Source organism: Leptolyngbya sp. AN02str (assembly GCF_050565595.1).
GTDB lineage: Bacteria > Cyanobacteriota > Cyanobacteriia > Elainellales > Elainellaceae > Kaiparowitsia.
Genome location: NZ_JBNXVR010000005.1, coordinates 150,759 through 175,914, shown reverse-complemented (window position 1 = coordinate 175,914; position 25,156 = coordinate 150,759). Strand labels below are relative to the sequence as shown.

The following is a 25,156-nucleotide window of genomic DNA, read 5'->3' as shown; positions in this document are numbered from 1 at the left end:
TGGTAGAAATTTTCCATCATGCTTGCGTTCACAGCTCTCCTCATTCGGACATTACATCTGGCTCAAATTAACGTTGTTTACCATTCTGCCAATGTCACTCATTGATTCCTGTACGCCTTTCTGTTTGCGTTCACTGTAGCGATCGCACAACTCATCGGCTTGTCCCCGCAGTAATATCGTGAACTTGTAGAGTTCTTCCATCACATCAATCACGCGATCGTGATAGGAGGAATCTTTCATCGTGCCATCATCGTGAAATTGCTCGTAGGCTTTGGCGACGGAGGATTGGTTGGGAATGGTAAACATGCGCATCCACCGTCCCAAGATTCGCAGCGTATTCACCGCATTAAACGATTGAGATCCACCACTAACCTGCATCACCGCCAGCGTTCTACCCTGGGTTGGACGCACTGCTCCAAGACTGAGTGGAATCCAGTCAATTTGATTCTTCATCACCGCCGAAATTTGGCCATGCAGTTCGGGGCTAGACCACACCTGCCCCTCAGACCAGATGCTCAACTCGCGCAGCTCTTGCACCTTGGGATGGGTATCGGGCACGCTGCCATAAATGGGAAGCTCATGCGGATCGAAAAAGCGCACCTCTGCCCCAAAAGCTGCGATGATGCGAGCCGCTTCTTCTGCCAGCAGCCGACTGTAGGAGCGATCGCGCAATGAACCATACAGGAACAATATTCGAGGGTTGTGATCAAACGTCATCTTGTAATCCAAATATCACCAAGTTCAGTCAGGGTTGGCGCACAATGAGCTAGGCAGCAGTGGGCAAGCCAGCCACACCGTCGCGGTTGAGGCCGTAGTCCATAAAGTTAGCGCAGCGCTCGGTTTTTACAAAGCAACTATCTTGCAATTTTTTAAGTGATGAGACTTAAAAACGAGCTTGTAAAACCTATTCGCCATTGCCAGATTTCCAGGCGATCGCATAACGGAGTTGTGGATCGGGCAGCTTGAGCGAAATCACCCAGGCTGCGAATACAAAGATGGACGAGATCCACAAACAGCCCACCAATCCATACAGCTGATAAACGAATCCAGACAGCACTGTACCAATCAGCCGTCCGCCAGAGTTGGCCATATAATAAAACCCAACATTGAGTGCAACTTTGTCATCATCCGTAAAGGCCAAAACCAAGTAAGAGTGAACGGCTGAGTTGAAGGCAAACACTACGCCAAACAGCAATAATCCAACAATGATGGTTACATTCAGTGGTGCATTCAGCTGCATTGCCAACGCGATGCTGGCAGGCACTGCCGTTAGCATGCCGGTCCAAAACTGAATTGTCTTAGCTTTGGGCGGTTCCCCTGTGCCAAATCGTCGCAGAAGTGCAGGTGCAAGAAATTGAATCACTCCATAGCCGATTACCCAGCAGGCCAAAAATCCCCCCGCCTGGTAGAACGACCAACCCAACCCGCTGCGCAAAAACACAGGCAGGCCCACCACAAACCACACATCTCGTGAGCCAAATAAAAAGAATCGTGCCGCCGAGAGAATGTTAATTTCCTGACTTTTGGAAAAGAGTTGGTTGAACTTGACCTTGGCCTTAATTTTGCCCATGCCCTTGGGCAACATCATCCCAGTGAGCATGATACCGATGAGGGCGATCGCCATGATCCACAGCGCCGTTCCAAAGCCAAACGCCCCCAACAATGCCGCCCCCAAAAAGAAGCCCACTCCCTTCAGCGCATTTTTTGACCCAGTAAGCACGGCCACCCATTTGAACAGCGACGACTGGGCATCTTGCGGCACCACCAGCCGAATCGCACTTTTAGAACTCATTTTGGTCAGGTCTTTGGCAATGCCAGAAAAGGCTTGCGAGGTCATCACATACAGCACCGCAAACCACTGCACCCAGTCGCGGTTGAGAAATGACAGCATGATTAGCGCAAACACTTGCAGCCCAATGCCGCTGTAGAGCGTTACCTTGAGCCCCAACTGAGAGCCAATCCACCCTCCCAAAAAGTTGGTAACGATGCCAAAAATTTCGTAGAACAAAAACAAAAATGCAATTTGGATGGGGGTGTAGCCAATTTCGTTGAAATAGAGCAACACCAGCATGCGCAGGGCACCATCGGTAAGCGTAAAGCCCCAATAGGCCAGCGTTACCAGGACATAGTTTTTGAGGTTGGCGGTAGCGGCTGAAGGATTCGTCATCGTTGCCATTCCTCACGTTAAACTCAGGGCCACTTTGCGCGCCAACTCCACCATGCGGTTGGCATAGCCCCACTCGTTGTCATACCAGACGTAGATCTTGACCTGGGTGCCATCTACCACCATGGTGGACAGTGCATCCACAATGGCCGATCGCGGATCATTCACATAGTCAATCGACACCAGCGGACGCTCTTCGTAGCCCAAAATGCCTTTGAGGGGTGCCTGTTCCGATGCCTGTTTCAGCAGTTGGTTCACCTCGGCAACTGTGGTGAGTCGCGCCACCTCAAACACACAATCGGTGAGGGAGGCGTTGAGCAGGGGAACCCGCACGGCCAGACCATTCAGCTTGCCGTTGAGTTCGGGATAGATGAGGCCGATCGCCGTTGCAGAGCCCGTGGTGGTGGGAATGAGCGACAGCGCAGAGGCTCGTGCCCGCCGCAAATCTTTGTGGGGTGCATCCACCAGCGTTTGGGTGTTGGTGTTGTCGTGAATGGTGGTGATGACTCCGTGCTTGATGCCCAATCCCTCGTGAATCACTTTGACCACCGGAGCCAAACAGTTGGTGGTGCAAGAGGCCGCCGTCAGTAAATGATGCTGCACCGCATCGTACAGGTGATCGTTGACTCCCATCACCACGTTCAAGGCTCCGGATTTGACAGGAGCCGCCACAATCACTTTGCGCACTCCGCGCTTGAAGTAGGGCTCTAGCGTTTCGGTGGTGCGAAACTTGCCCGAACATTCCAACACCACATCCACTCCAAAATCTTCCCAGGGAACATCGCCAGGGTTTGGGAATTCCGACACGGTGATGGGTTTGCCATCGATGCTAATGCGATCGCCCCCTGCCATGACATCCGGTGCCCAGCGTCCATGCACCGAGTCAAACTTGAGTAGGTGAGCTGCCGCCTCGGGGCCACCTTTTACTTCGTTGATGTGAACGAACTCTAGCTCGGGCCAACCCCAGGCCGCCCGCAAATCCAGCCGTCCAATTCGTCCAAATCCATTAATTCCAACTCGTATCGTCATGATGTCGCCCTACTGAATCGTCAAGCTTGTTTTTGTGAGGGGTGTAGCACTACACCCCTCACAAAAACGCACAAAGTTAGAATTGGCAGTCACTCTTCAGTGAATTAAAACGCCTTCTCTCGCTGCAACAGTTCGTCGAGCGTCAGGTCGGTTTGGGCCTTGCCGCCAAATGCCGTACCCACTTTGGTGTTGATCAGGTGATCTTGCACCACTTGATAGGTCTCGTCGGAGAGGGGAACATAGCCCACCGTATTGGCTAAATTGCTGGCATGGGTGAGGTAGTACTCTACAAACTCACGCAGGACTGGCTTTTCTTGCAGCGATCGCACACTCACATAAATGAATAGCGGTCGCGCCAACGGGTGGTACTGATTGTTGACCACCGCCTGATCAGACGGCAATACAGCCTCTTCCCCATCGGCGATCGCCACAGGCTTGAGTTTGGTTTGAGCTTCTTCGTAGTAGGCATAGCCAAAGTAGCCCAGGCCATTGGGATCGTTGGCAACCCCCTGCACCAATACCGCATCATCCTCGCTGGCAGTATAGTCGCGGCGACTCGCCCCCGATTCACCCACAATCGCCTCGGTAAAGTAGTCAAACGTTCCCGAATCCTGCCCTGCACCATAGAGCTGAATCGGTTGATTGGGCCACTCGGCGCGAATTTGATTCCAGGTGGTCATTTGCCCATCGGCGGCAGGCTCCCAAAGGCGCTTCAATTCCTCAACGGTCAAGTCGTTGGCCCAGGTATTGCTGGGGTGTACCACAACCGTCAACGCATCAAAGGCCACCGGCAACTCAATGTATTGCACCCCTGCCGCTTTGCAGGCGGCAATTTCTGCCGAGGTGATGGGACGAGAAGCATTGGTGATGTCGGTTTCTCCCGCACAAAACTTGCGGAACCCTGCCGTTGTTCCCGAAAAGGCGATCGCAAACCTGGGTTCATCTTCTCGTTCAAACTCAAATTCTTTTACGGCTTCATCCGTCAGGGGATGGACCGTACTGGAACCATCAATCAAGATTGATTGAGTTGCGGGCTGCTGAACCTGAGAGGTTTCAGCGGCAGAGTCTCCCTGGGAAGCGCCAACCTCGGCATTGGGGGCGCTGCAACCTGCAATGAATACCGATACACTCATGGCGATCGCCACGGTTCTTGCCATCCCAAACCATTGCCTTCTCATCACGCCAAACCTCCTGGGCCATCTCAGAGATAGAAGCAGTATCCACTCCATCATTTCAAAATAAGTTGATATTGCAAGTCGCCCAGATCACATCATACTAAATCTATCAACAAAATTTGATAGATAGGGCACCACAACAGCCCCGCATCACAACTGGACAAGCCCATGGATGCTTGACGTTGCTGATTGTAGCTATGAAATTGTTGTGGGAGGCGCGCTCCACGTGCATCCCACAACAATTTCATAGCCGAATTAAGCAATGCCGGATGCCTTAGTCGCAGCAGGAACGCGCCGGAGCAATCGGGCTAAACCGACGAAACTCCGATAAATATTGCTCTAGCACCGCAAATTGCGGAAGATTCAAGCTGTAGTAAATCCAACGACCCTCTTGGCGCGATCGCACCAAATTTGCCTCCTTCAAGGTTTTGAGGTGAAACGATAACTTCGATTGAGCCACCTTTAACTGATCGCACAGGTCGCATACGCAAAGCTCGTTCTCGCGCAGAAGCTCGATCACCTTAACTCGCAACGGTTCGGAAAGGGCATGAAAGCCGGTCACCACAAGTTCAGGAGGAGAGGAGATCGCTTCAACCATTCAATTTCACCTTTAATCTATGAATTTTTTTTGATGTAACTTATCCTAAACACTCTTAGTCGATCTGTCATGGTTGATCAAAACATCAGCCTACAACCAGCCGTGTAAAATCAGCCCAAACGCCAAAGTCCTTTCCCTACAACAGCCGATCTCCCCTACAAATGGCTTTTTGGGAAGGATGAATCATTGTGCAGCAAAGTCGCGCAACGATTCATCCAAGCGATCTAAGTATATCCATCTCAACCAACACTCCAGATCTAAGAGGGGGTAAGGGCACAAACTCGTCGCCCTATCCTGTCTTAAAATCATCAACTAAATTTGATGCAATTCTCGTTAGGACTGACACACTTCATCCGAAAAACCAGGGGGTTGAATGATTCTCCAAAAAACATTCAACTGCGTAAGTCCTGTCTGGTATTTTTATGGATTCTCAGCAAGCCGCCATCATTCAACATAAAACCCTAAAACTCGATGCCGCCCACTGTGCGAACGGCATCGAGTTTTAGAGTCTGGTTCTTCATGGTGTCGGGGGACTTAGATCTTGGGGATTGCTAAAACAGGTAGAGCTTACATTTCTTCAATGGGAACTTTGGGCCAGGTGAAGAAAAAGGTTGCTCCAATGTTGGGTTGCGAGTCCACCCAAATACTGCCGCCCTCCGCTTCAACCAACTTTTTGGCGATCGCCAAACCAATGCCTGTGTTACCCGTTTCAGACTTAGGTTGCAGCGTTTCAAATACCCCAAATATTTTTTCATGATATTCGGGTTCAATGCCGGGGCCATCGTCTGCGATCGCAAACTCATACCAATCCGCACACGGTCGCACCGAAATCGTGATATGCCCTTGCTGATGGTTACAGCCGTACTGCAAGGCATTGCTCAACAGGCTCGACAGCACTTGCTCTAAATTTAGGGGACGCGCCTTCAAAATTGGGGTTGAGGCCGAAAACTGAATCTCCACACCTGGCGGAATAGACCACTCATCCAGCAAATTCTGCACCACGGCTTCCACATTCACCCATTCGGGCTGCTGTTGGGTGCGTCCGGCACGAGAGTACGCCAGCAAATCGCTGATCAAGGTATCCATGCGGTCAACCTGCTTCACCAATAGATGCAGCAATTCTTGGTTATCGGGCGGAATGATTTGCCCCAGATCCTCTTGAATCCATTGAGTCAGGTTACGTGCGCCCCTCAGCGGTGCTTTCAGATCATGGGAAACCACATAGGCAAACTGGTTGAGATCTTGATTGCGCTGTCGCAGATCGCCCGTAACAGCCTCCAACCGTTGATTAAGGTGATCCAGCTCTTGAGACCAACGCGAGCGTGCACGCTCTACCTGTTTGCGATCGCTCACATCAATCACAAATTCCACTACTTCATTATCGTTCAGCACATTCAGGGCACCCAGTCCCCACCAGCACGAACCATCTTTGCGAATCATCTCTTTTTCCAGAGGTGACGTGCGCCCCTGGGTTTTCAACTCTTCCAGCGCTTTTAGAGCACCGGGCACATAGCGGGGATGAATTAAATCTGCCCACAACAAACGTTCGGATTCAAACTCTGCCGCCGTGTAGCCACTGGTCTGTAAAAAAGCGTCATTTACTTCGGTAATATTGCCATTCAAATCAAAAAAGATGATGCCAACAGTTTCAACGGCGATCGCCTTGCGAAGTCGATTTTGAGAAGCTTGCAAATCAAGCTCAATCTGTCGCTGTTCAATCAGATCGGCGGCTTGTCGAGCCAGTACATCAAATAAATCAAGTTCGCGCTCAGAGGGGCAATGGGGTTGGTGCCAGTATGTAGACAACATACCCACGAGTTGACCACTGCGGCTGATCAATGGTGTGATTTGCACTGCTCGAATGTGAGCATGCTGCAACACCCGACAAGTATCTGTACCCTGCATGGATTCGCATTGGTCAATATCCGGCACAATCACGCGCCTGCCTGTGTTAAGAGCCACACTAAAGGGTGACGCCGAGTTCGTTTCTATCCATTTCCCAACCGATTCCAGCTCTGCATCAACCCCACGTGACAGCATGAGGTATAGCTCATACCGATTAGGGTCAAGGCGCTGAAAGCTTGCACTATCAGCCCCCATCAGTGCGATCGCCGCATCCAAGATTTGCTGATACAGCGCGTTCATGTCGCCTTCTTGAATGAGTTGGGTGCTAATGTGCTGAAGCCGTTTCACATCACGGAGTTCGGCAGCTAGAGCGGCCTCAGCCTTTTTGCAATCGCGGTGTTCTTGGGCTTCGCGCAGGGCTCGATGCACCGAAGGCACCAAACGCCCCAACTCATGCTTCAGCACATAATCCGTTGCTCCCATTTTGAGCGCTGCGATCGCCAATTCTTCGCTCAAAGACTCCGACACAAGAATGAACGGTAGATCGGGACAGCGATCGTTTGCAATGTCCAACGCTGACATACCATCCAAACCTGGCAAAAAGTAATCTGCCAAAATCAAATCAAACGAATCATGTTCTAATGCGTGAATAAACTCATTTCGAGTTTCAACTCGCATCAGCTCATGTTCAATCTCTCCATTGCTTAATGTGGTGGAGACAACCTCTGCATCCGATGGGTTATCTTCCAATATCAAAAATCGTAACCGACTCATACCTTTGCCTCCTGCCCAAGCAGCGATCCGTGAGACATAACACTTAGACCGCAAGCACTCACCCACAGGCAATGCTGAACATTGAGCATCGTGAACCAATCTTCTGCTAGCCTCACCCCGTTCGCCGCAAGTACGAATAAGAAATCCAGCTTGTGCAATAAGTCAGCGTGTACTAACGCAAACTGTTGTTTGGGATGCCGCTCGATGCCTTGCTCAATATGTCTGGAGTTTTGCTGCCCTCGATAGGGTTTTGCTACAATTTCATCATGAGCGCGATAAATAAATAGAAATATGTCGTTCAAGTTTCTCATGTGCTGCCTTGCTTGCCTGCGCTCAATTGTTAAAGGGTTTTGCCACCTTGAAGCAGCGTGCTGAATCACTATCTTGAAATTATTTTGAGTTCACGCACGTGTTCTCAGACTTGAAGCAAGGATTCGAGAAAAGGAAGAGTGAGTAGAACATGAATGCAAACGCAGATGCGAAAATGCCACACCATTGGGTGTGCCAATGTTCAGCCTTTGTCTAAGAGCAAACTGTTCTCGATATCAACCTTCAATCTATTCAAATTTTTATTCTGAATAGATAACCAACCTCAAGCTTATTTTAGAGAACACGAAACTAAGTTAAAAAGTTGATTTTTTTAGCCTTAATGTTTGTGATTCTAAAGTTTTAACTAACAAATTGGCTCTATCCCTAGAAGGGGAAAGCATTATCAATAGAGGCATGCATAGAATTCGCGAAGGCGCAATCCGTTACGGGTGATCACAACCAAAAGGAACCATCAACAGTGATAGATTAACAGTTGGTTTCTAAACTTCTTCCCTTTTATTCAACAGTTAGATTGAATTCGAGAAAATTTGAAGGGCGATCGCCATTTTCTCTTTTGATAAAGTTACAGCGACCTCTTCAATTCACCTGATAAAGGTGGATATTAGAGGACTGACCCGAACTAAAAAGACCCTAGACAATGTGGGTCTGAATTTTCTTCCTCCCTTGAATATGATCTTCTGAACGAATGGCTTTAGACATGACTCGCTGCATCGTTTCGTCACACAGCAAGTCATGCAAGAGGTTCATGTAAGAGGTCTAAGAAGATGTTTTAGAGGTGCCAATTGCGCCCCGAACCGACCCCGACATCCCCAAAAATTGATGGACTGGGAATGAAAACCAGGGTCGGAAGTCCCCCAGAATTGGCAGCCAGCATGAGTGCTTGCGCAGCAGAGCCACGCAAGCATCAGCAAAAGGATTTAGAAAACCCAGCGCCCCTGAGCAGACCTAAGACTCTGAATCACCCGAGGGGGCAGGCTCGGCAGGCGGAGCCGGTGCTGCAGGCGGAGGCGGAGCCGCAGGCCGGGGCTTGGGCAAGGGTGGTGGAGCCGCAGGTCGGGGTGCGGGAGCAGGCGGAGCCGCAGGGCGCGGAGCCGGAGCTGCATCGGCAGGAGCGGCTGGCCGGGGTGACGGGGCAGCTGATGGGGCTGGCCGAGGTGGTGAAGTCGGCTCGGCAGGGGCCGAAGATGGGGCCGGAGCCGGGGTGCTGTCGCGAGCAGGTTCTGGCGCACGGCTTGGCTCTGGTGAGGGTGCCGTGGGTCGAGGTGAGGCGGGTGTGGCCGCTGGCTGGGGTGATTCTGGCGCACTCGGCCCTGGCTCATTGTCGGAATCCGCAGCACCTTCGGAATCGGGCGATCGCTGTGGAGTTGGGGTTGGCGTGGCATCCGTGGCAGCGGGTGAGTCAGAAGCCGCAGATGGGGTAGCTGTTGGGGTAGAGGAGGGCGTAGATTCGGCCGATTCCGTAGATTCGGCATTGGGCGCGGGCTCTGGGGGTAGCTCAACCGAGCGGCGATCGCCCCGTCGGCGGGCATCTCGGTTGCGGCGCGAGCCCTCAATGGTGAGGTCATACTCGATGGGCACACTGGCACCACCACTCACAGGTTGAAAGCGCGATCGTCTTGCAGCCGCGATCGCAGCCTGGTCAATTGCCGGGTTTCCGCTTGAGCGGGTCAATGTGACGCTGCGCACCGTTCCATCCGGGTTAATGTCCACACTAACCATGGGTTGCCCCTCGGCACCCTGGGCCAAAGCACTCTCCGGATAGTCGGGACGCACGCAGTCTTCGCAAGATATCGTACGAGAGCCCCGGCCTCGTCCATTGCCCCCCTCAGAAGCAGGGCCAGCCGCAGCATTCCCGTTACCAGGGCGAGCCGCCGTGCCTTCCGGGAGTCTAGGGCCTGTTCCGGTCGCAGCCGTATCCGTTTCCTCGCCATCGCCAGTGGCGGCAGCATCTGTTGCGGCAGGACGATTCTCGGAACTGGCCGCTTGTCGCCGTTGAAAAAAGTCGCGCAGGCGATCGAACTGAGAGGCGTCATCAGGTACCGTAGAGACCTCGGGCTCGGGCGGCGCTGGCTGAGGTGATTCTGGAGTGTCTTCGGGTTCTACGGCTTCCGAGGTTTCTTCCTCCTCTTCGGGAATCTCCAACTCGGATTCCACTTCCGTTTCCGCTATGGGTTCGGGCTCCACCACATCGGGTCTTTCAGGCTCAGCGACTTCGGGAACTGGAACGGGTACCACAGGCGCAGGCTGTGGAGCCGCCACAACCGTCGCCCGACTAGCCGCTGCCCGGGGCGCAGGAGCCGGATCATTCGTTTCGGTGCTGAGCTGGGCTGGCTCAACCCGGTTCTGAATTTCTGGTTCTGGCTCAATTGCTTCGGGCGGCGGCTCCATGACCAGCAGCTCAATCGGAGAAACCTCTGGATTTTCGGCAGATGGCCACAGGTTAAGCTGGCTTAGCCCAAAGGCGATCGCATGCACACCCACCGATCCCAGCAGCCCCCACAGCAAAAACCTGCGTAGCTTCGCCTGATCTCGTTCGTGCTGCTCAAAACAAAGGTTAGAAAGACTCATGAAAACTGCCCGATGAAAACGGCCCAATGGAAGCGATCGCACCAAGAACGAGAACGACAGCAACGAGAACGTGAGAGCAGATCAATCCAGGCTTAAGCCCGTAGCAACCTTGGGATCTCTTGCAAGCTCATTGTTATAGCGCGGTTATAGCGCGTCGTTATAGCGTGTCTTGGTGATGTCTCCGAAGATGCGTGAATCGCGACTCCGCTCTTTCATCTTCGCCCTAACATAATTGAGAATTAGTATGTACTAAGTCAAGCCCTACTGCGAATAATTCTGGCAGGCTTTGTACAAAAGTTTTACTCTGACCGAATTAAGATTGGCATTCAACGGCAGGTTATCCTCCTCAATTCCTTGTCAGCATCATTTTTCAGCCCACAGCACCCCCTCAAAGCCAAACCTTAACAAGTATCTACCATCTCTTTATTGGGAACAATTCTCTATAAGGGGTTGACAGATGGAACCGCGATCGGGCTCAATACATTTGATATTTATTTTCAATAACTGGGGTGCCTCACAACGTCCACGCTGTCACAGGCACCTGAGCCGGGTATTCACACAAGGAATGGGTATGAGCAGTATTTTTGCCGCTGGCGGCATCGTAATGTGGCCGTTGTTGGTGTTTTCGGTGATGGCGATCGCGCTCATCCTTGAGCGTTTAGTCTTTTGGTTTCGCCTCAATCGTCGTCAGCGGACCGTCATGCAAGACATTTTGCGCACTTACCGCACTGCTCCAATGGATGTGTATGCCAAGCTGCGGCAAAACCTCAACCTTCCCATCGCCCGGATTTTTCTAGAAGCGTTGGAAATTGAGGGAGCCAGTCCTAAACAATTTCACCTGGCCTTGGTGAGCGCCATGCAGGCAGAGTTGCCCCATTTGCGGAGGTTCAACACCGTTTTTGCCACCATCATCAGCGTGTCGCCATTACTTGGGCTGTTGGGCACCATTTTGGGTCTGATTGCTTCTTTTGATGCCATTCAGTTGGGAAGTGCAGGCACAAACGCAACAGCCGTCACTGGAGGGATTAGCGAAGCGCTGGTATCCACCGCTGCTGGCTTAGTCGTGGCGATCGCAACGCTGCTGTTTGCCAACTTGTTTCGGGGGCTGTACAAGCGTCAGGTTGCTCTCATTCAAGAATACGGCGGACAGTTAGAAATTCTCTACGAAATGCATCACGAACGGCAAAGCCAAGTCCAAACTGAGGCTTACGCTGCTAGCTAGAATCGTCCTTCCAAACAACGCGATCGCGTTTGCTTGCGATCGCCCTCTCTCATCTCGATAAACCCTGCCGTATTGGGTCATCATTGGAGCCCTGCCATGTATCTGCCGGAAGAACCCGAAGAAGAATTTGAACTCAATATTGTGCCGATGATTGACGTCATCTTTGCAATTCTGACGTTTTTCATCATTTCTAGCCTGTTCCTAACACGCTCGGAATCGCTGCCCGTCAATTTGCCAAAAGCCGCCAGTTCTGAGGTGCAAGAGCGAACCCGCATTACCGTCACGGTGGAGTCCTCTGGCGAGATCGCGCTAAACCGAGAGGCGATCGCCATTGAAGGCTTGCAAGCTGGAGTTCGCCGCTTGATGAACACCACCCAAGAAACCGTGATTGTCATCAATGCAGATGAGGCCGTAAGCCATGGTCGCGTGATTGCGGTGATGGATGAACTGCGCGTCATTGAGGGGGCAACCTTAGGCATTGCCACCGAAAAAGCCCAATAGATTAGTACCAATAAATTACTCATTGGGAAAACGACCGTTGGCAAGTCAACATAGCAAATCAACACACCAAGTGAACACACAGGAATCACTACCCCGAAAGCGGTAAGTTCAAATTCTCAACGATTTAATCCAGGCCATCAAGAATTGATGAGTTGAACCATGAGCAAGATCGTGAATGGGTGAAGTACAAACTCATTGCGAGCCCATCGATTCACATATCGCTTTTACGTTCAAACTCATCGTTTGCTGGATTGTTACGCTGCTGTTGTGCATCCTGTTCAACGAAATATCACAAGCAATGCCACAAGCAATGTCACGAACCGTTTAGCAATTCCCCCAGCCATCGTTGAGGGGTGATCCACACCACGCGAACCGCATCTACCCGCACTAGCCTTCAACGCAGTACCACCCATCAACAATCTGTTATGTCTTCAAATACGGTGCGATCGCCTGTCAAGTCATCTTCCAAATCCCCTGCTTACTTGATGTTTGGGCTTGTGGCGAGCGGCATTTTGTTGCTGGTGTGCCTCATGTTCAGCATCTTACTGGGTGCAGCAGAGATCGACTCAGGAACCGTATGGCAAGCCATCTTCCAGTTCAACGGTTCCACAGAGCATCTCATTATTCGCACTGTGCGGTTACCCAGAGCCATTCTGGCCGTGGTGGTGGGGGCAGCCCTGGCCGTCGCCGGAACCATCACCCAAGGGATAACGCGCAATCCCCTGGCGGCTCCCGATATTTTGGGAATTAATGTTGGCGCGGCACTCGCCATGGTTCTTGCCATTTTGATTTGGGGTAGTGGAGGCAATTATATTGGGTTTGCCTTTGCAGGAGCAGCGATCGCCGCAGTAGTTGTGTACTGGTTGGGCTCGATGGGGCGCAGCGGCCTCACCCCGCTCAAACTCATCATTGCCGGATCAGCATTGACCTATCTGCTGGATTCCTTCATCTATGCCATCCTCATTTTGAGCCAGCGAACGCTAGATGATATTCGGTTTTGGTTGGGTGGCTCGCTAGCAGGTCGAGATGTCGAAACCTTATTGGCCGTGCTGCCCTATATTTCCATCGGCTTGGTGGGTGCTTTAGCCTTGGCTCCACAGCTTACCCTGCTCTCCCTTGGAGAAGATGTTGCTCAAGGATTGGGCTTACGGACGGGCTGGGTCAAGCTTTCATCTGCGTTTGTGGTGGTGGTACTGGCGGGTAGTTCTGTAGCATTGGCAGGGCCAATTGGCTTTGTCGGGTTGGTTGTGCCCCACGTCGTTCGGTTTGGCGTGGGGGTCGATTACCGCTGGATCTTACCCTATGCCATGGTTGCAGGCGGCATCATTTTATCAATCGCAGATATTGCAGCCCGGATCATCGTTCGTCCACAGGAGCTTCCGGTTGGAATTATGACGGTGCTCATCGGCGCACCATTTTTTATCTTCCTAGCGCGATCGCGCAAGCGTTAATGCAGTAATTCCTGCTCCTATTCATCAAACCAATTTTTTAATTTGTCGTCGTTATGTCTGCACCCAAGCCCTGGCTGTCTATCCAACCTCAACGTCTCCCCATTTCGTTGCGGGTCGATCGTCGCGTGCCTGTGGTATTTGGGCTGCTGGTGGTGGTTGCATTGGCGGCTCTGGTGGTGAATGTGAGCCAGGGAGAATACTTCATCCCACCGCTGGATGTTGTCAAAACGATTGTTGGCATACCGACCAATCCAGAAGCGGCCTTTGTGGTGAATACGCTGCGGTTGCCTCGGGCCTTGGTGGCATTGTTGATTGGCATGGGGTTGGCGACATCTGGAACCATTTTGCAAGGGCTAACGCGCAATCCTCTTGCAGCGCCAGAAATTGTGGGCATTAATGCAGGGGCTAGCGTGGTCGCCGTCGCCATGATTGTATTATTTCCTAGCTTACCCATCGCGAGTTTGCCGCTTGCGGCATTTGTGGGTGGCCTAGTGGGGGCGATCGCCATCTACCTGCTGGCATGGAATCAGGGCACCTCACCAATCCGGCTCATCCTGGTTGGAATTGGCCTCACCATGTTGCTCAATGCCTTCACCAATTTGATGATCACCTTTGGCGAAATTAATGCGGTAACCCAAGCGCTCGTGTGGTTGACGGGCAGCGTTTATGGCCGCAGTTGGGAGCATTTGGGGCCGCTGCTGCCATGGCTCGTCGTGTTCATTCCGCTGTCGTGGCTCTTGGCCCGCGACTTGGATGCCCTCAGCCTAGGTGACGATCTGGCTCAGGGGCTGGGCACTCGGGTGGAATGGACCCGCCGACTGCTGATCGTGTGCTCGGTTGCCCTGGCTGGTTCCTCAGTGGCAACGGCAGGCACCATCTACTTTGTTGGGCTGATGGCACCTCACCTCGCGCGGCTCGCGGTTGGCCCGTCCCACGCTGGGCTAATTCCCGTTGCAGCCCTTACCGGGGCTTGCATTGTCGAGCTAGCTGACATGACAGGGCGCTTGCTGTTTACCCCGCTAGAGCTTCCCTGTGGCATTATCACAGCTGCCATTGGGGCTCCGTATTTTTTGTGGTTGCTGTATCGCAATCGCAATCGCTAACTTGAGGGCTCATTCCTCGTTCCCGTTTTGATCTCACCTCTTTCCTGGTCACCACCCATGCTCAAGTTTGATGCCAATGCACCAGCTGCACTAGCCACCCATCAGCTCACGCTTGCCTATGATGGCAACACGATTATTCAAGGGCTGGACTTAGCCATTCCTCAAGGGAAAATGACGACGCTGGTGGGTCCCAACGGTTGCGGCAAATCGACCTTGCTGCGGGGCATGGCACGACTGCTCGCTCCCAAAGGTGGCACGGTGTATCTAAAAGGAGAGGCGATCGCCCAACTGCCGACCAAGGAGTTGGCAAAACGGCTGGGCATTTTGCCCCAAAGCCCCAGCGCACCCGAAGGGCTCACTGTCCGCGAACTGGTCGCCCAGGGACGCTATCCCCATCAAACCTGGTTCAAACAATGGTCTCAGGACGATGAGCACGCGGTTGAAGCGGCGATCGCCACCACGCATTTGCAAGAGTTTGCGAACCGCCCTATCGATACCCTGTCGGGCGGACAGCGGCAGCGCGCTTGGATCGCCATGGCCCTTGCCCAAAACACCGACACCCTGCTGCTCGATGAACCCACCACCTATCTTGACTTAGCCCATCAAATCGAAGTCCTGGATTTGCTGTATCACCTGAATCAGCAAGGCGGACGCACCATTGTCATGGTGCTGCATGACTTGAACCTGGCTTGCCGCTACAGCCATCATTTGGTGGCCCTGCGCGATGGGCTGCTTATGGCTCAGGGCACTCCCACCGAAGTGGTGACCGAAGCCATGGTGCAGCAGGTCTTCAACCTCAAGAGCCGCATTCTGACCGATCCCATATCCAACACACCGCTCTGCTTACCCATCACCTCCGTTGCGACCGTAGGCCAGAATCACGGCGATCGAAACGAAGTTCCCCATCTGATCGATTAACTAACGTCAGTTTCGGTTAAGAGCTTTTCTGCTTATCCAAAACTCAGGTTAGCAAGGTGTGGATTCCTGCAAAAAGGTTGGAAACTGGCTCAAAAAGTCTGCGGGTTTTCCCGAAAACTGCACCGTTCCCGCCTCTAGAAGAATGATCTGGTCTGCGCGTTTGAGAATAGACGGACGATGCGACACAATCAAGCAGGTGGGGATAGGCTCATCATTTGCTGGGTCTATGTCGTGGCGATTGACAAAATGATGGCGATTGGCAAAAAGCTGTGCCCAAAGCTGTTGCTCTGTTTCCACATCTAATGCGCTAGAGAGATCGTCAAACACCAGCAGTTGGGGCTGGCGCAACAGCATACGAGCGGCAGCAGCGCGATACTTTTGGCCACCCGAAAGCCGAACTCCACGGGTGCCGATGCGGGTATCTAGCCCATCGGGCATAGCGGCCAAATCGCGATCAAACACAGCTGTGGCGATCGCCCGTTGCATCACCGTTTGGGTTGATTCAACCTCTAGACCCAGCAGCAAATTTTCCTGAAGGGAAGTGCTAAACAGTTGAGGAATTTGTGGCGTGTAGGCCGCATGGGGCGGGATCAAAAAATTGGCAGGGTCTGAAATCGGCTGATTATTCCAAAAGATCTGGCCCGATTGATGGGGTAATAGCCCCAAGAGCGATCGCAGCAAGGTCGTTTTGCCAGCACCAACCCGGCCTGTAATCACCGTTAGGCTACCTCGTGGCACCGTCAGGCTAACCTCAAAAATTCCATTTTGCGTGCCAGGATAGCAGTAGGTCAGTCCTTCCACCCGAAACTCTTGTAGAGGAGAAACGTGAGTAGGAGCCTGGGGTTGGGGCAAGGATGGTGGAGCGCCAAGAATGGGTTTGAGATAGAGCGGATGCGGTTGAGTCAGCGGGTGGAGCGTTCGTGCAGGGTCTAAGTTCTTGTTTTGAGGGGCGAGTTCGGCCATCCGCTCAAACGACACCTCGCTCTGCTTGATCGTTGCCAGAAAACCGCCCAGAAACCCCAAAAAGTGGGTCACAAAGGAAAGGTAATAGACAAATAGAGCAAAGTCACCAACCGTTAAAGTTCCTTGGCGACCCAGGCTTTGAGAGGCGAGGAGCAAAAGCAGGCCCGTTCCCAGGCTGACAATATTCTCAAAACCAGAGTTGAGGGTCGTGGTGAAAACCTGATCGCGCACCATGAGCTGACGGCGGCGATCGCTCCGTCGTCTCAATTCTTCCAGCATTCTGGCTTCGGCTCCGGCCACCTTTACAGCTTGCACCGCTGTAAACAGTTCCCCAATGAGTCCGGTTACTTGCTGAGTTGCCTGCCGACTGGCGTGCCGGTAGCGCTTGAGACGATGTTCGGCCTGGTGGGCCAGGGCAGCGATCGCGCATAGGGGCAAAAATGCCAGCAGCGTCATCTTGGGAGCGACGCTGAGCAGCACCACAACCGAACCCAGCGCAAACACCCCCGCAGCAAACAGCTCGTTGGTGCCAACCACCGTATCCTCAATTTGCAGCGCATCATCCCGAAAGTAGCTCAGCAGCTCACCCGGAGAGGTCTTTTGTCCGTTGATTCCACCCGAGGCCACCTCCGCCCCTGGCCGCTGCAACAGCTCCAACAGCAGATTATGCCGCACCAAACCACTCATCAAAAATCGATGCTGAGTTTTGGTCACCCGTCCTAGCAAAATTGCCACCACTCGCGCCAGTCCAGTTGCCAGCAGCAAGCCAATCCACATCCACGGCGATCCAACGACTCCCGCTTCCTGAGTCAAGCTGTCAAAAAATTCGCGGATGAGGAGGCCAGGTACCGCAGGCAGCCCCAAAATCAGCAGCCACAGCAGCGTATCCACTGCATAGAGCCGTGGCGCATAGCGCAGCATTTGCACCAAAAGATGCCAAATAGACGGCATAGCCAATTCTTGGATGAATGAAACGACGAATGAAATGTTGACGCTGTTGGGTTGTTTATCAACCACACCCGCGATAACTACACCAGCTTGGAAGACATCGGCCAGTTTAGCGAACTGATGCCTGAACACCAATCCACTTCAACAGAACTGATGCAGTTGAATGATGTTTGGGGTGCTTAAGCATCCCAAACATCATTCAACCCTCTGGTTTTCGGCGGGCGGCATAGGGCTTTAGGGTGAGGTTTTTCATGGTGTCGAGGGACTGACTCATCAGCCTCAAGTTTATGGCGCAGGCGGGATACGAGCAATTCGATGGGGCTGAAGGGATTCTGGAAGTTTGAAGGCAGGTACCATGCCATCTTTGCAATCCAGGTAAAGTTCGGCAGCTGTGAGCAAATCGGTAGCATGGTCAACCGGAGACAAATCCCCAAACAAATAGCTGGGTTTGTGGGTGCCCACAAACGCGATCGCACAGGGCTGGTCACAAATACATAAACATCCAGTCGTTTCAATGATGAGTTCATTGTTACGAGGCCACTGTTCGTGCAGTGCTTGCAGCTGTTTGAGCAAATGCTCGCCCCCGGTTTCGCCATTGCGGCTTTCCTCTTCCACCGAAAAGCCACAACTTTTGCAAACAATCAATTGATCTGGCATGAAATTTTCCTCACACGCACATATGGGCAATGGAAACCACCGTTAGCTTGGCTCGACCAAATATTGGAACAGGTCATCCAAAATGGCATTTGCGGCAATGGGGCCACTGCCAATCCAATAGCTCGGCACGCGGTACACCCGGCCAGCTTTCACAGCCTTGAGCTGACTCCACAGGGGATCTTGCTGAAGTTGTTGTAAACGCTCTTGGGCTGACTGCTCAGCGGTGGCGCTATCCTCTGCCGTCCACATAAAGATGACATCCCCATCGGCCTGGGCCAACAGTTCACGGCTAATAGATGTTTGAATTTCGTTACCAAACCGCTGCTTTGCCTCGGTTGCACCAATGGCCTGAGCCGCAGGACGCGCTAGCCCTGCATCTTGCAATACCGTACCGCAAAACGAATCTTGCAAATACAAGTTGATGGTTTCAGGGTAGAGGCGAATCACCGAGATTTGCAGATCATTCAGGCGATCGCCCATCGCGGCCTTAAATGCTGCAATTCTGGCTTCGTAATCTGCCATTGCGGCCGCGGCGGCGGCGGTTTGTCCCAGTTGAGCACTCATCGTTTCAAACACAGATTTCCACTGGCCACTGTGTTCAAAATTGACCAGCAGCGTCGGCGCAATGCGAGACAGTTGAGGATAGATGATTTCGTGAAAGTTGAGCCCCACAATGAGGTCAGGCTTGAGGGCAAGAATTCGTTCAATGCTGGGTTCGCCTGCTCTGCCGATGTTTTCGACGTCAAGCTGTAAGGCGTCGAGCTGCCGACGAAACTCTGGCACAACTGTACCAATGGGCGTGAGGTTGGCCGCGATCGCATACTCAAACGCCGTTCCATCCAGCGTCACCATACGCTGAATGGTATTGGGCACACACACCGACCCTGCCACATGTTCCACCACCGTACAATCCTGAGATTCACTCGGCGGAGTCATAGCGGCGGGACGCTGACAGGCAACAACCAACGTGAGCGTCAGCAGTGCCAATCCTGCATTCAGGCCCCAACGTTGCAGCGATCGCCCCACCCCTTTACGGCAATTCCCCAGCAGTTGCGAAAACTCATGTCCCAAAACATCCGTCCAGGATTGATTGGAACCTGAACAACGCATCCTTTCACCCATGAAATCATCTATCCTTCTGCGCATCTAAAACTCCACCGCAACTCGGGCCGTTACCGTAAACGGAGACCCTGGAGTCACGCCCAAAAACTCATCCGACGCAGTGAAATACTCGGTGTCAAACAAGTTCTCAACATTGAGCTGAGCGCGCCAATTATCGCGGCGGTAGAACAAGGCCGCATCGGTTCGGAAGTAGCTGGGAATGGTAAAGGAGTTATCGAGGTTGCCTGGGCGATCGCTCAGATAAAACAACCCCAGACCAAATCCCAACCCTTGCAAACTGCCTGCTTGCAGCTCATAGGTTGTCCACAGGCTGAACTGATTTTCGGGAATGTTGGCCAACCGATTGCCCACCACATCGGTGTTATCTTCGCTGACAAAGGCATCGAGCAAGGTATAGCCCGCCGTAATGTTCCATCCAGGCGAAATTTCACCCCCCAGGTTTAGCTCCAGGCCACGGCTCGCAACTTCGCCAGTTTGCACTGAGAACAGAGGATTATTGGGATCGGGTGTAGTCACATTCTGCCGACGAATATCAAACGCAGCAACATTGAGGCTGAGGCGATCGCTCAGATCGGCCTTCATCCCCACCTCCCACTGGCGACCCCGCTCTGGTTCAAAGTTGGAGCCATCTTCGTTCAAACTTGCACCAAACGATGGGCTGAACGAGCTGGTGTAGGATGCATAGAGCGAAATTGGCTCCACAGGCTGGTACACAATCCCAAATCGAGGCGAAAAAGCGCTGTCTACTTGTTCAAACTCCGCTCGCGCCTCCCCCACATCTTGAGTCGTGCGGAACTGATCGACCGTATCGTAGCGAATTCCTGCAAGTAGGTTTAGGTTGGGCGATAGCTCAATTTGATCTTGCAAATACACCCCGATCGTATTGATCGTGTCATCCCGAAAAAACTCAGGCTGAATTGCGTAGGGAATCCCCGTGTAAACGGGGTTAAACACATTGATAGGCGTATACAAATTGCTGAATTGAAACTCTGGCTGTTCCAGCACATTGCGATACTCTACGCCAAACAGTAACCGATGCTGAATGCTTCCCGTGTTAAATCGACCGACAGCTTCCGCATTGGTAAAAAAGCGCTGATAGTTGCCACCCCCATAGTAAGCAAGGCGATCTAACTGTCCCGTCGCTTCGTCAAACGAATCGAACAGCGGAGCGTAACGCTCGGGTTGATACTGCAAATACTGCAACGAGTGACGCACAGACCAATCATCATTGAACTGATGATTGAGGCGATAGCCAACGTTAAATTGATCCTGGGTGAACTCACCAAATTCTTCTCCCAAGAAGCGATCGCGCGGCAAATCGAGAATTCCATTTGCACCAACCACAATGCCTTCGTCAATAGTTTCGCGATCGCTTGTGTATTGTCCATACACATCAATAGATGTGTTGGGGCTGATATCCCACGTCACAATTGGTGAAATAACCAACCGCTCGCCATTCACCACATCTCGAAAACTATCATAGTTCTCGTAGCTCACATTTAGGCGATAGCGTACGCTGCGATCATCATTCAACGGTCCCGAAAAATCGAGGCCGCCACTATAACTTGCAAAGCTTCCCGCCGTTGCAGAAAGTTCATAGAACGGTTCGCTCAAAGGCCGCTTGGGCACTACATTGATAATACCCCCGGGCTCTCCCTGCCCAAACAAAATCGAAGCAGGCCCACGCAAAATTTCCACCCGTTCAATGTCGTTGGTGCTCAGCGGCGATAAGGACGTGGCCTGCACCCCATCTCGAAAAATGCCGCCCCGCGTGTTAAATCCGCGAATGTAGAAACCAGGACCAAACACACTAGTACCGCGCCCGCTCGTGGGCACTACGCTCCCCGCCGTTTCCAGAGCATCGCTCAATTCAGTCACGCCTCGGTCTTCGATCACCGCTTCGGGAATGACCTGCACCGACAGTGGCACGTCTCGGAGGGCGGTATCGGTTCCCGTTGCGGTACTAGAGGTCGATGGGTTGTAGCCTTCGTCGCCTTGTCCTGTCACGGAAATTTGCAGCGCCTCGTCAGAGGCAGCATCGGCTTGAGCAACGCCAGGAAGCACCGCCAACACCACTCCAGTCGCTTCTGAGCTGAGGCTGAGGCTGGGTGGTGCATCGGTCCCTGTTAGGGAAATGCGAACGCGATCGCCCACCGTGGTGATCGACACAAAGGCAATTCCCTCAGCGGGGCCAACCACCTCAAAAAAGTCGCCCTCTGGCAAAGCCAACACCGCATTGGGAATGTCAGCAATCAATGCATTGCCTACCGTAGAGGTTTCTGGAGTGGCCAGCGAGCCTGAGGTTTGCAGCACCAAGCGCACACCCGGATTGCCCGGCTCTACCTGAATATTGGTAATCTGGGTCAGCCCTTGCGCCATATCGAGATAGCGGACCTCGGTTTGGCCCACCGAATCGCGATCGCCCTCGGTGAGATTGGGTTCAGCCGCGATCGCCGACACCGGAACCCACGCCAGCACACTAGCCAGCATCAATCGTTGCACCTTATGCATCATCACTCCACACATCACATGAGTTGAATAAACCAGCCGCCAAACCGTTGGGCAGAACGGTTTCGGCCAGCCGCACCAAATAATTAGGAATCATTATCAAGAACATACAGGAGGGAGGGTCTGAGCCCATACGGCTAACGATCCGGTGGCGGAGTTTTTGCGATCGCGTCCGGGAGTTTTGGATCATCCCAGTTCGCCCATCCACCACAGATCAGGGCCGCTCTGCGACTACCGCACCGTTAGCAAGGGTGACTAGGCTCGTTTTTGTCGAAGATACACCCCAGGATTCACCCCGTATTTACGCCGAAAAGCCGCCGCAAAATGGCCACGATTTGCAAATCCCACCGCCTGGGCCGCCTGGGTTACGCTAATTTCGCCAGCTTCTAGCAGTTGGCGCGATCGCTCCAATCGCAGCTCGTGCAAATAGCCAAACACCGTGGTGTTAAAGACTTGGCGAAATCCCACCTTGAGTTTGTGATCGTTAATGCCAGTGGCGCGCGCCAGTTCAATCAACGATGGGGGATTTTCAAGCCGCTGGCGCAGCAGCTTGCTGGCGTAGTGAATGCGCTCCACATCGTCGGGCTTGAGGGGATGAAGGTCGCTAGGAGGCAACTGGAGCGATCGCATATCTTCAATCAGCAACGCTAACAGTTCCCATACTTTGCTATTGAGATACAGCCGCTGCGTCAACCCCTGAAACGGACAGTTCAGCATTTGCTGTACCGTCATTTGCATGGCCGCCGTGGGTGTACCGGAGCGTTCATAGTAGGGCGTTTCGGGCGATCGCAACAGTTCCGCAACCTGAGGCACCGCCGCATCCTCCTCCAACCATCGCTGCAACAACTCTGGCTCCAAGTGCACTGTAATTTGCACAGTACGCTGCCCAGAAGACAGATGCCACAGCTCCCCCCGCGCCAACCCGCTGCCATACAAAGCGTACTGCGAATGCGTTCTGCCGTTTTGGGTCACTTGAGCAAAGGTAAACTCAACCGGATGGGTGCGATCGCAATGGCGAATCATCACATCCTCGCTCAAGCAGCTATCCTCAATCATCAGCTCTACCCCCGGCTGCAACGGCACCAAGAGCTGCCAACCCTGTCCTAATTGAGCAGGAAAAGGGCACATTGAAGGGCTGGCCTCCGCCACAATGTCTTGTGCTCTATCTGCTGTAGCGGCAGCATGCAGCGCGGCTTCATCAAATAACTGCCAATAGTCAGCCTGCGAGAGGGTAATGGTCATAGCGATCGGGGTGAACAACGGCGTGAAGGAGCAACGTGCTGGGTTGTTGCCGAACCCAGATGCCAGACAGCACAAACGTATTTGCAATCATAACCTTGCAGATTCTACCGTTAATTGGGAATGACTCTCAAATAGTTGCCAGAACAACCCCAGAGCAAGCCGCCTACGACTGGATATTCTCCGGGACTGGATTATCCTCCGAGACTGGATATTCTCCGCACCTGAATCACGCCTACGATGAGCGGATCTCCACACTGGAGGCCGTCCGCCACAACTGCGACAACCGTGAATTGGGATTGGACATCAGGATCGTGCGATCGCCATATTCCACCTGCTGCCCCTGTTCCAAAATCAAGATTTGGTCTGCTCGCTCCACCGTTTTTAGCCGATGGGCAATGATGATGCCGGTGCGGTTTTTCAGGAGGCGATCCATTGCTCGTTCAATCCACTGCTCTGTCAGCGGGTCTAGGCGAGAGGAAGCTTCATCCAAAATCACTAATCCCGGATTTTTGAGGAACACGCGCACCAATGCCAGCAGTTGTGCCTGTCCGGCAGACAGGCCACCACTATCGGCTCCTAACTCTGTATCCAATCCCTGCGGTAGTGCCTCCAGCCACGGCAGCAGGCCCAATTCCTCCAGCGTTTGCAGAATCTGTTCATCCGGAATGTGGGGATGATAGAACGTGAGGTTGTTTCGAATGGTCGTTTGAAATAGCTGTACATCTTGCGTCACAAAACCGATATGCTGCGTCAGCTCGTGGGGGGCAAGATGGGCCAAATCCACCCCTCCCAGGCAAATTTTTCCCTGATGAATGTCGTAGAGTCGCAGCAGCAATCGGGCCAGGGTACTTTTGCCGCTGCCTGTGCGCCCCAGCAATCCCAAAATTTGCCCAGCTGGAAGATGCAAACTCAGATCATGAAGGGTACTGACAGACGATTCGTATTGAAAGCTAACGTGCTCAAACGTGACCTCAAGCGCTCCCTGGGGCAATGTGGCCAATCCGTCAGGCTGCCGCCGAGCTGGATAAGCCAGTAAGGATTGAATTCGCTGAATGCTGGCTGTTGCTTGCTGAAGTTGCTCTAGTTCTTCGCGAATACGCTCGATCGGATCTTGTAGCAGCGTGGTGTAGTAGAACAGCAGGTAAACCGTGCCAATGGTGATCGCATTTCGGCTCCACAGATATGCACCAATCCCCAGGGCGATCGCATTTCCAATGGCAAACAAACCCACGGTACTACTCCACAGCAGTGTGCTTGCAAACCGCGCCCTGTGAAAGACGGCCAGCCACTCGCGAAAGATACGATAGAGCCGATTCATGACATAGCCCACCGCCCCATTCGCCCGAATGTCTTCCAACCCGCTTAAATGCTCGGCAACAAAGCCGTAAAATTCTGCGCTGACCTGGCGATACAGTTGCCAGGGTTTCAAGGCTAGCCCCTGCAATTGCACCAAAATGCCAAATGCAACCAGCACAAACGAACTTAAGGCCAAGCCCGCCCGCCAATCTTCGAGCCACAGGACGGCCAAAATGCCAACCACCAGCAGACTATTTCCCACCACTTGCAGCACAAACTGCGAAAAGAAGCGAGACAGGGCATCCACATCGCCATCAACTCGTTCCACCAGTTCGCCGGGGGTGTGCGCTTGGTGAAAGGTTAGATCAAGCCGCAAGCAATGAGCGGCTAAGTGCAACCTCAACTCGTTCGTTGCGCTCCAGGCAATGGTTTCACTTAAGAAAGTCGCTGCGATCGCCAATGTTTGAGTCACCAGTGCGATCGCCACAAACGCCAGCGCAACCAACACCAACCGCTGCTGCGATCCTCCCGCCACTGCCGTATCAATAAAGTCGCGCACCAGTTGAGGGTTCAACACCTGCAAGCCAATGCTGCCCAGCAACGTTGCCGCGAGCCATAATACTCGCCTCTGCTGCGGCTTGAGGTACGTGCCCAACAGCACACGATAGGGCTGAATCCATCCACTCATACATCCGTCGTTTGTTTTAGGACTTAGGAACAGAACTTACGCCGTTGAATGATG

19 protein-coding genes are annotated in these 25,156 nt (G+C 52.9%); 5 read left to right on the top strand and 14 right to left on the bottom strand.

Features of this window, described 5'->3' with window-relative positions:
* Window positions 1-51: 51 nt before the first annotated feature.
* The 8 genes from arsH to ACQ4M4_RS05780 form a co-directional block, all read right to left on the bottom strand.
* Complete coding sequence (gene arsH / locus ACQ4M4_RS05815) at window positions 52-717, bottom strand: arsenical resistance protein ArsH (RefSeq protein WP_430683528.1); 666 nt, start codon at window positions 715-717, stop codon at window positions 52-54.
* 187 nt (window positions 718-904) lie between these two features.
* Window positions 905-2,167 (bottom strand): organoarsenical effux MFS transporter ArsJ, encoded by a 1,263-nt coding sequence (gene arsJ, locus ACQ4M4_RS05810; protein ID WP_430683527.1) that lies wholly within the window; start codon window positions 2,165-2,167, stop codon window positions 905-907.
* Between the two features lie 12 nt (window positions 2,168-2,179).
* Window positions 2,180-3,193, bottom strand: a complete 1,014-nt coding sequence (locus tag ACQ4M4_RS05805; RefSeq protein ID WP_430683526.1) for an ArsJ-associated glyceraldehyde-3-phosphate dehydrogenase — start codon at window positions 3,191-3,193, stop codon at window positions 2,180-2,182.
* Window positions 3,194-3,297: 104 nt separating this feature from the next.
* Entirely contained in the window at window positions 3,298-4,371 is a 1,074-nt protein-coding gene (locus ACQ4M4_RS05800) for a PstS family phosphate ABC transporter substrate-binding protein (protein ID WP_430683525.1), read from the bottom strand.
* Window positions 4,372-4,642: 271 nt separating this feature from the next.
* A complete protein-coding gene (locus tag ACQ4M4_RS05795; protein ID WP_430683524.1) occupies window positions 4,643-4,966 on the bottom strand; it encodes an ArsR/SmtB family transcription factor in 324 nt (107 codons plus the stop codon).
* Between the two features lie 567 nt (window positions 4,967-5,533).
* A complete protein-coding gene (locus ACQ4M4_RS05790; protein ID WP_430683523.1) occupies window positions 5,534-7,585 on the bottom strand; it encodes an ATP-binding protein in 2,052 nt (683 codons plus the stop codon).
* Window positions 7,582-7,896: a hypothetical protein gene (locus ACQ4M4_RS05785; RefSeq protein ID WP_430683522.1), complete on the bottom strand. Its 315-nt coding sequence runs from the start codon at window positions 7,894-7,896 to the stop codon at window positions 7,582-7,584. Before ACQ4M4_RS05785 ends, ACQ4M4_RS05790 begins: the two co-directional genes overlap by 4 nt.
* Before the next feature lie 964 nt (window positions 7,897-8,860).
* Window positions 8,861-10,483, bottom strand: coding sequence for a TonB family protein (locus ACQ4M4_RS05780; protein WP_430683521.1), 1,623 nt, complete (start codon window positions 10,481-10,483; stop codon window positions 8,861-8,863).
* Between the two features lie 571 nt (window positions 10,484-11,054).
* Here ACQ4M4_RS05780 and ACQ4M4_RS05775 point away from each other — a divergent pair.
* From ACQ4M4_RS05775 to ACQ4M4_RS05755, 5 genes are all read left to right on the top strand, one after another.
* Complete coding sequence (locus ACQ4M4_RS05775) at window positions 11,055-11,705, top strand: MotA/TolQ/ExbB proton channel family protein (protein ID WP_430683520.1); 651 nt, start codon at window positions 11,055-11,057, stop codon at window positions 11,703-11,705.
* A gap of 96 nt (window positions 11,706-11,801) precedes the next feature.
* Window positions 11,802-12,206 (top strand): ExbD/TolR family protein, encoded by a 405-nt coding sequence (locus ACQ4M4_RS05770; protein WP_430683519.1) that lies wholly within the window; start codon window positions 11,802-11,804, stop codon window positions 12,204-12,206.
* 425 nt (window positions 12,207-12,631) lie between these two features.
* Window positions 12,632-13,657 carry a FecCD family ABC transporter permease gene (locus ACQ4M4_RS05765; protein WP_430683518.1) on the top strand — a complete coding sequence of 342 codons (1,026 nt, stop codon included), beginning with the start codon at window positions 12,632-12,634 and terminating at the stop codon, window positions 13,655-13,657.
* A gap of 53 nt (window positions 13,658-13,710) precedes the next feature.
* Complete coding sequence (locus tag ACQ4M4_RS05760) at window positions 13,711-14,760, top strand: FecCD family ABC transporter permease (protein ID WP_430683517.1); 1,050 nt, start codon at window positions 13,711-13,713, stop codon at window positions 14,758-14,760.
* Between the two features lie 57 nt (window positions 14,761-14,817).
* Window positions 14,818-15,678: an ABC transporter ATP-binding protein gene (locus ACQ4M4_RS05755; protein ID WP_430683516.1), complete on the top strand. Its 861-nt coding sequence runs from the start codon at window positions 14,818-14,820 to the stop codon at window positions 15,676-15,678.
* A 48-nt stretch (window positions 15,679-15,726) separates the two neighbouring features.
* Here ACQ4M4_RS05755 and ACQ4M4_RS05750 read toward each other — a convergent pair whose 3' ends face one another.
* The 6 genes from ACQ4M4_RS05750 to ACQ4M4_RS05725 form a co-directional block, all read right to left on the bottom strand.
* Window positions 15,727-17,592, bottom strand: coding sequence for an ATP-binding cassette domain-containing protein (locus tag ACQ4M4_RS05750; protein WP_430683515.1), 1,866 nt, complete (start codon window positions 17,590-17,592; stop codon window positions 15,727-15,729).
* A 282-nt stretch (window positions 17,593-17,874) separates the two neighbouring features.
* The gene (locus ACQ4M4_RS05745; RefSeq protein WP_430683514.1) at window positions 17,875-18,246 is read right to left on the bottom strand and encodes a DUF1636 domain-containing protein; all 372 of its coding nucleotides are present in this window, start codon (window positions 18,244-18,246) and stop codon (window positions 17,875-17,877) included.
* Between the two features lie 42 nt (window positions 18,247-18,288).
* Window positions 18,289-19,356: an iron-siderophore ABC transporter substrate-binding protein gene (locus ACQ4M4_RS05740; RefSeq protein WP_430683513.1), complete on the bottom strand. Its 1,068-nt coding sequence runs from the start codon at window positions 19,354-19,356 to the stop codon at window positions 18,289-18,291.
* A gap of 36 nt (window positions 19,357-19,392) precedes the next feature.
* Entirely contained in the window at window positions 19,393-21,882 is a 2,490-nt protein-coding gene (locus ACQ4M4_RS05735) for a TonB-dependent siderophore receptor (RefSeq protein WP_430683512.1), read from the bottom strand.
* A gap of 249 nt (window positions 21,883-22,131) precedes the next feature.
* Window positions 22,132-23,118, bottom strand: coding sequence for a helix-turn-helix transcriptional regulator (locus tag ACQ4M4_RS05730; protein ID WP_430683511.1), 987 nt, complete (start codon window positions 23,116-23,118; stop codon window positions 22,132-22,134).
* A 232-nt stretch (window positions 23,119-23,350) separates the two neighbouring features.
* Window positions 23,351-25,102: an ABC transporter ATP-binding protein gene (locus tag ACQ4M4_RS05725; RefSeq protein ID WP_430683510.1), complete on the bottom strand. Its 1,752-nt coding sequence runs from the start codon at window positions 25,100-25,102 to the stop codon at window positions 23,351-23,353.
* Between the last annotated feature and the right edge of the window lie 54 nt (window positions 25,103-25,156).

What these genes read in the sequence shown, in the direction of transcription:
- arsH (WP_430683528.1), bottom strand. Translation starts at nt 717, where the DNA reads ATGACGTTTGATCACAACCCTCGAATATTGTTCCTGTATGGTTCATTG.
- arsJ (WP_430683527.1), bottom strand. Translation starts at nt 2,167, where the DNA reads ATGACGAATCCTTCAGCCGCTACCGCCAACCTCAAAAACTATGTCCTG.
- ACQ4M4_RS05805 (WP_430683526.1), bottom strand. Translation starts at nt 3,193, where the DNA reads ATGACGATACGAGTTGGAATTAATGGATTTGGACGAATTGGACGGCTG.
- ACQ4M4_RS05800 (WP_430683525.1), bottom strand. Translation starts at nt 4,371, where the DNA reads ATGAGAAGGCAATGGTTTGGGATGGCAAGAACCGTGGCGATCGCCATG.
- ACQ4M4_RS05795 (WP_430683524.1), bottom strand. Translation starts at nt 4,966, where the DNA reads ATGGTTGAAGCGATCTCCTCTCCTCCTGAACTTGTGGTGACCGGCTTT.
- ACQ4M4_RS05790 (WP_430683523.1), bottom strand. Translation starts at nt 7,585, where the DNA reads ATGAGTCGGTTACGATTTTTGATATTGGAAGATAACCCATCGGATGCA.
- ACQ4M4_RS05785 (WP_430683522.1), bottom strand. Translation starts at nt 7,896, where the DNA reads ATGAGAAACTTGAACGACATATTTCTATTTATTTATCGCGCTCATGAT.
- ACQ4M4_RS05780 (WP_430683521.1), bottom strand. Translation starts at nt 10,483, where the DNA reads ATGAGTCTTTCTAACCTTTGTTTTGAGCAGCACGAACGAGATCAGGCG.
- ACQ4M4_RS05775 (WP_430683520.1), top strand. Translation starts at nt 11,055, where the DNA reads ATGAGCAGTATTTTTGCCGCTGGCGGCATCGTAATGTGGCCGTTGTTG.
- ACQ4M4_RS05770 (WP_430683519.1), top strand. Translation starts at nt 11,802, where the DNA reads ATGTATCTGCCGGAAGAACCCGAAGAAGAATTTGAACTCAATATTGTG.
- ACQ4M4_RS05765 (WP_430683518.1), top strand. Translation starts at nt 12,632, where the DNA reads ATGTCTTCAAATACGGTGCGATCGCCTGTCAAGTCATCTTCCAAATCC.
- ACQ4M4_RS05760 (WP_430683517.1), top strand. Translation starts at nt 13,711, where the DNA reads ATGTCTGCACCCAAGCCCTGGCTGTCTATCCAACCTCAACGTCTCCCC.
- ACQ4M4_RS05755 (WP_430683516.1), top strand. Translation starts at nt 14,818, where the DNA reads ATGCTCAAGTTTGATGCCAATGCACCAGCTGCACTAGCCACCCATCAG.
- ACQ4M4_RS05750 (WP_430683515.1), bottom strand. Translation starts at nt 17,592, where the DNA reads ATGCCGTCTATTTGGCATCTTTTGGTGCAAATGCTGCGCTATGCGCCA.
- ACQ4M4_RS05745 (WP_430683514.1), bottom strand. Translation starts at nt 18,246, where the DNA reads ATGCCAGATCAATTGATTGTTTGCAAAAGTTGTGGCTTTTCGGTGGAA.
- ACQ4M4_RS05740 (WP_430683513.1), bottom strand. Translation starts at nt 19,356, where the DNA reads ATGCGTTGTTCAGGTTCCAATCAATCCTGGACGGATGTTTTGGGACAT.
- ACQ4M4_RS05735 (WP_430683512.1), bottom strand. Translation starts at nt 21,882, where the DNA reads ATGATGCATAAGGTGCAACGATTGATGCTGGCTAGTGTGCTGGCGTGG.
- ACQ4M4_RS05730 (WP_430683511.1), bottom strand. Translation starts at nt 23,118, where the DNA reads ATGACCATTACCCTCTCGCAGGCTGACTATTGGCAGTTATTTGATGAA.
- ACQ4M4_RS05725 (WP_430683510.1), bottom strand. Translation starts at nt 25,102, where the DNA reads ATGAGTGGATGGATTCAGCCCTATCGTGTGCTGTTGGGCACGTACCTC.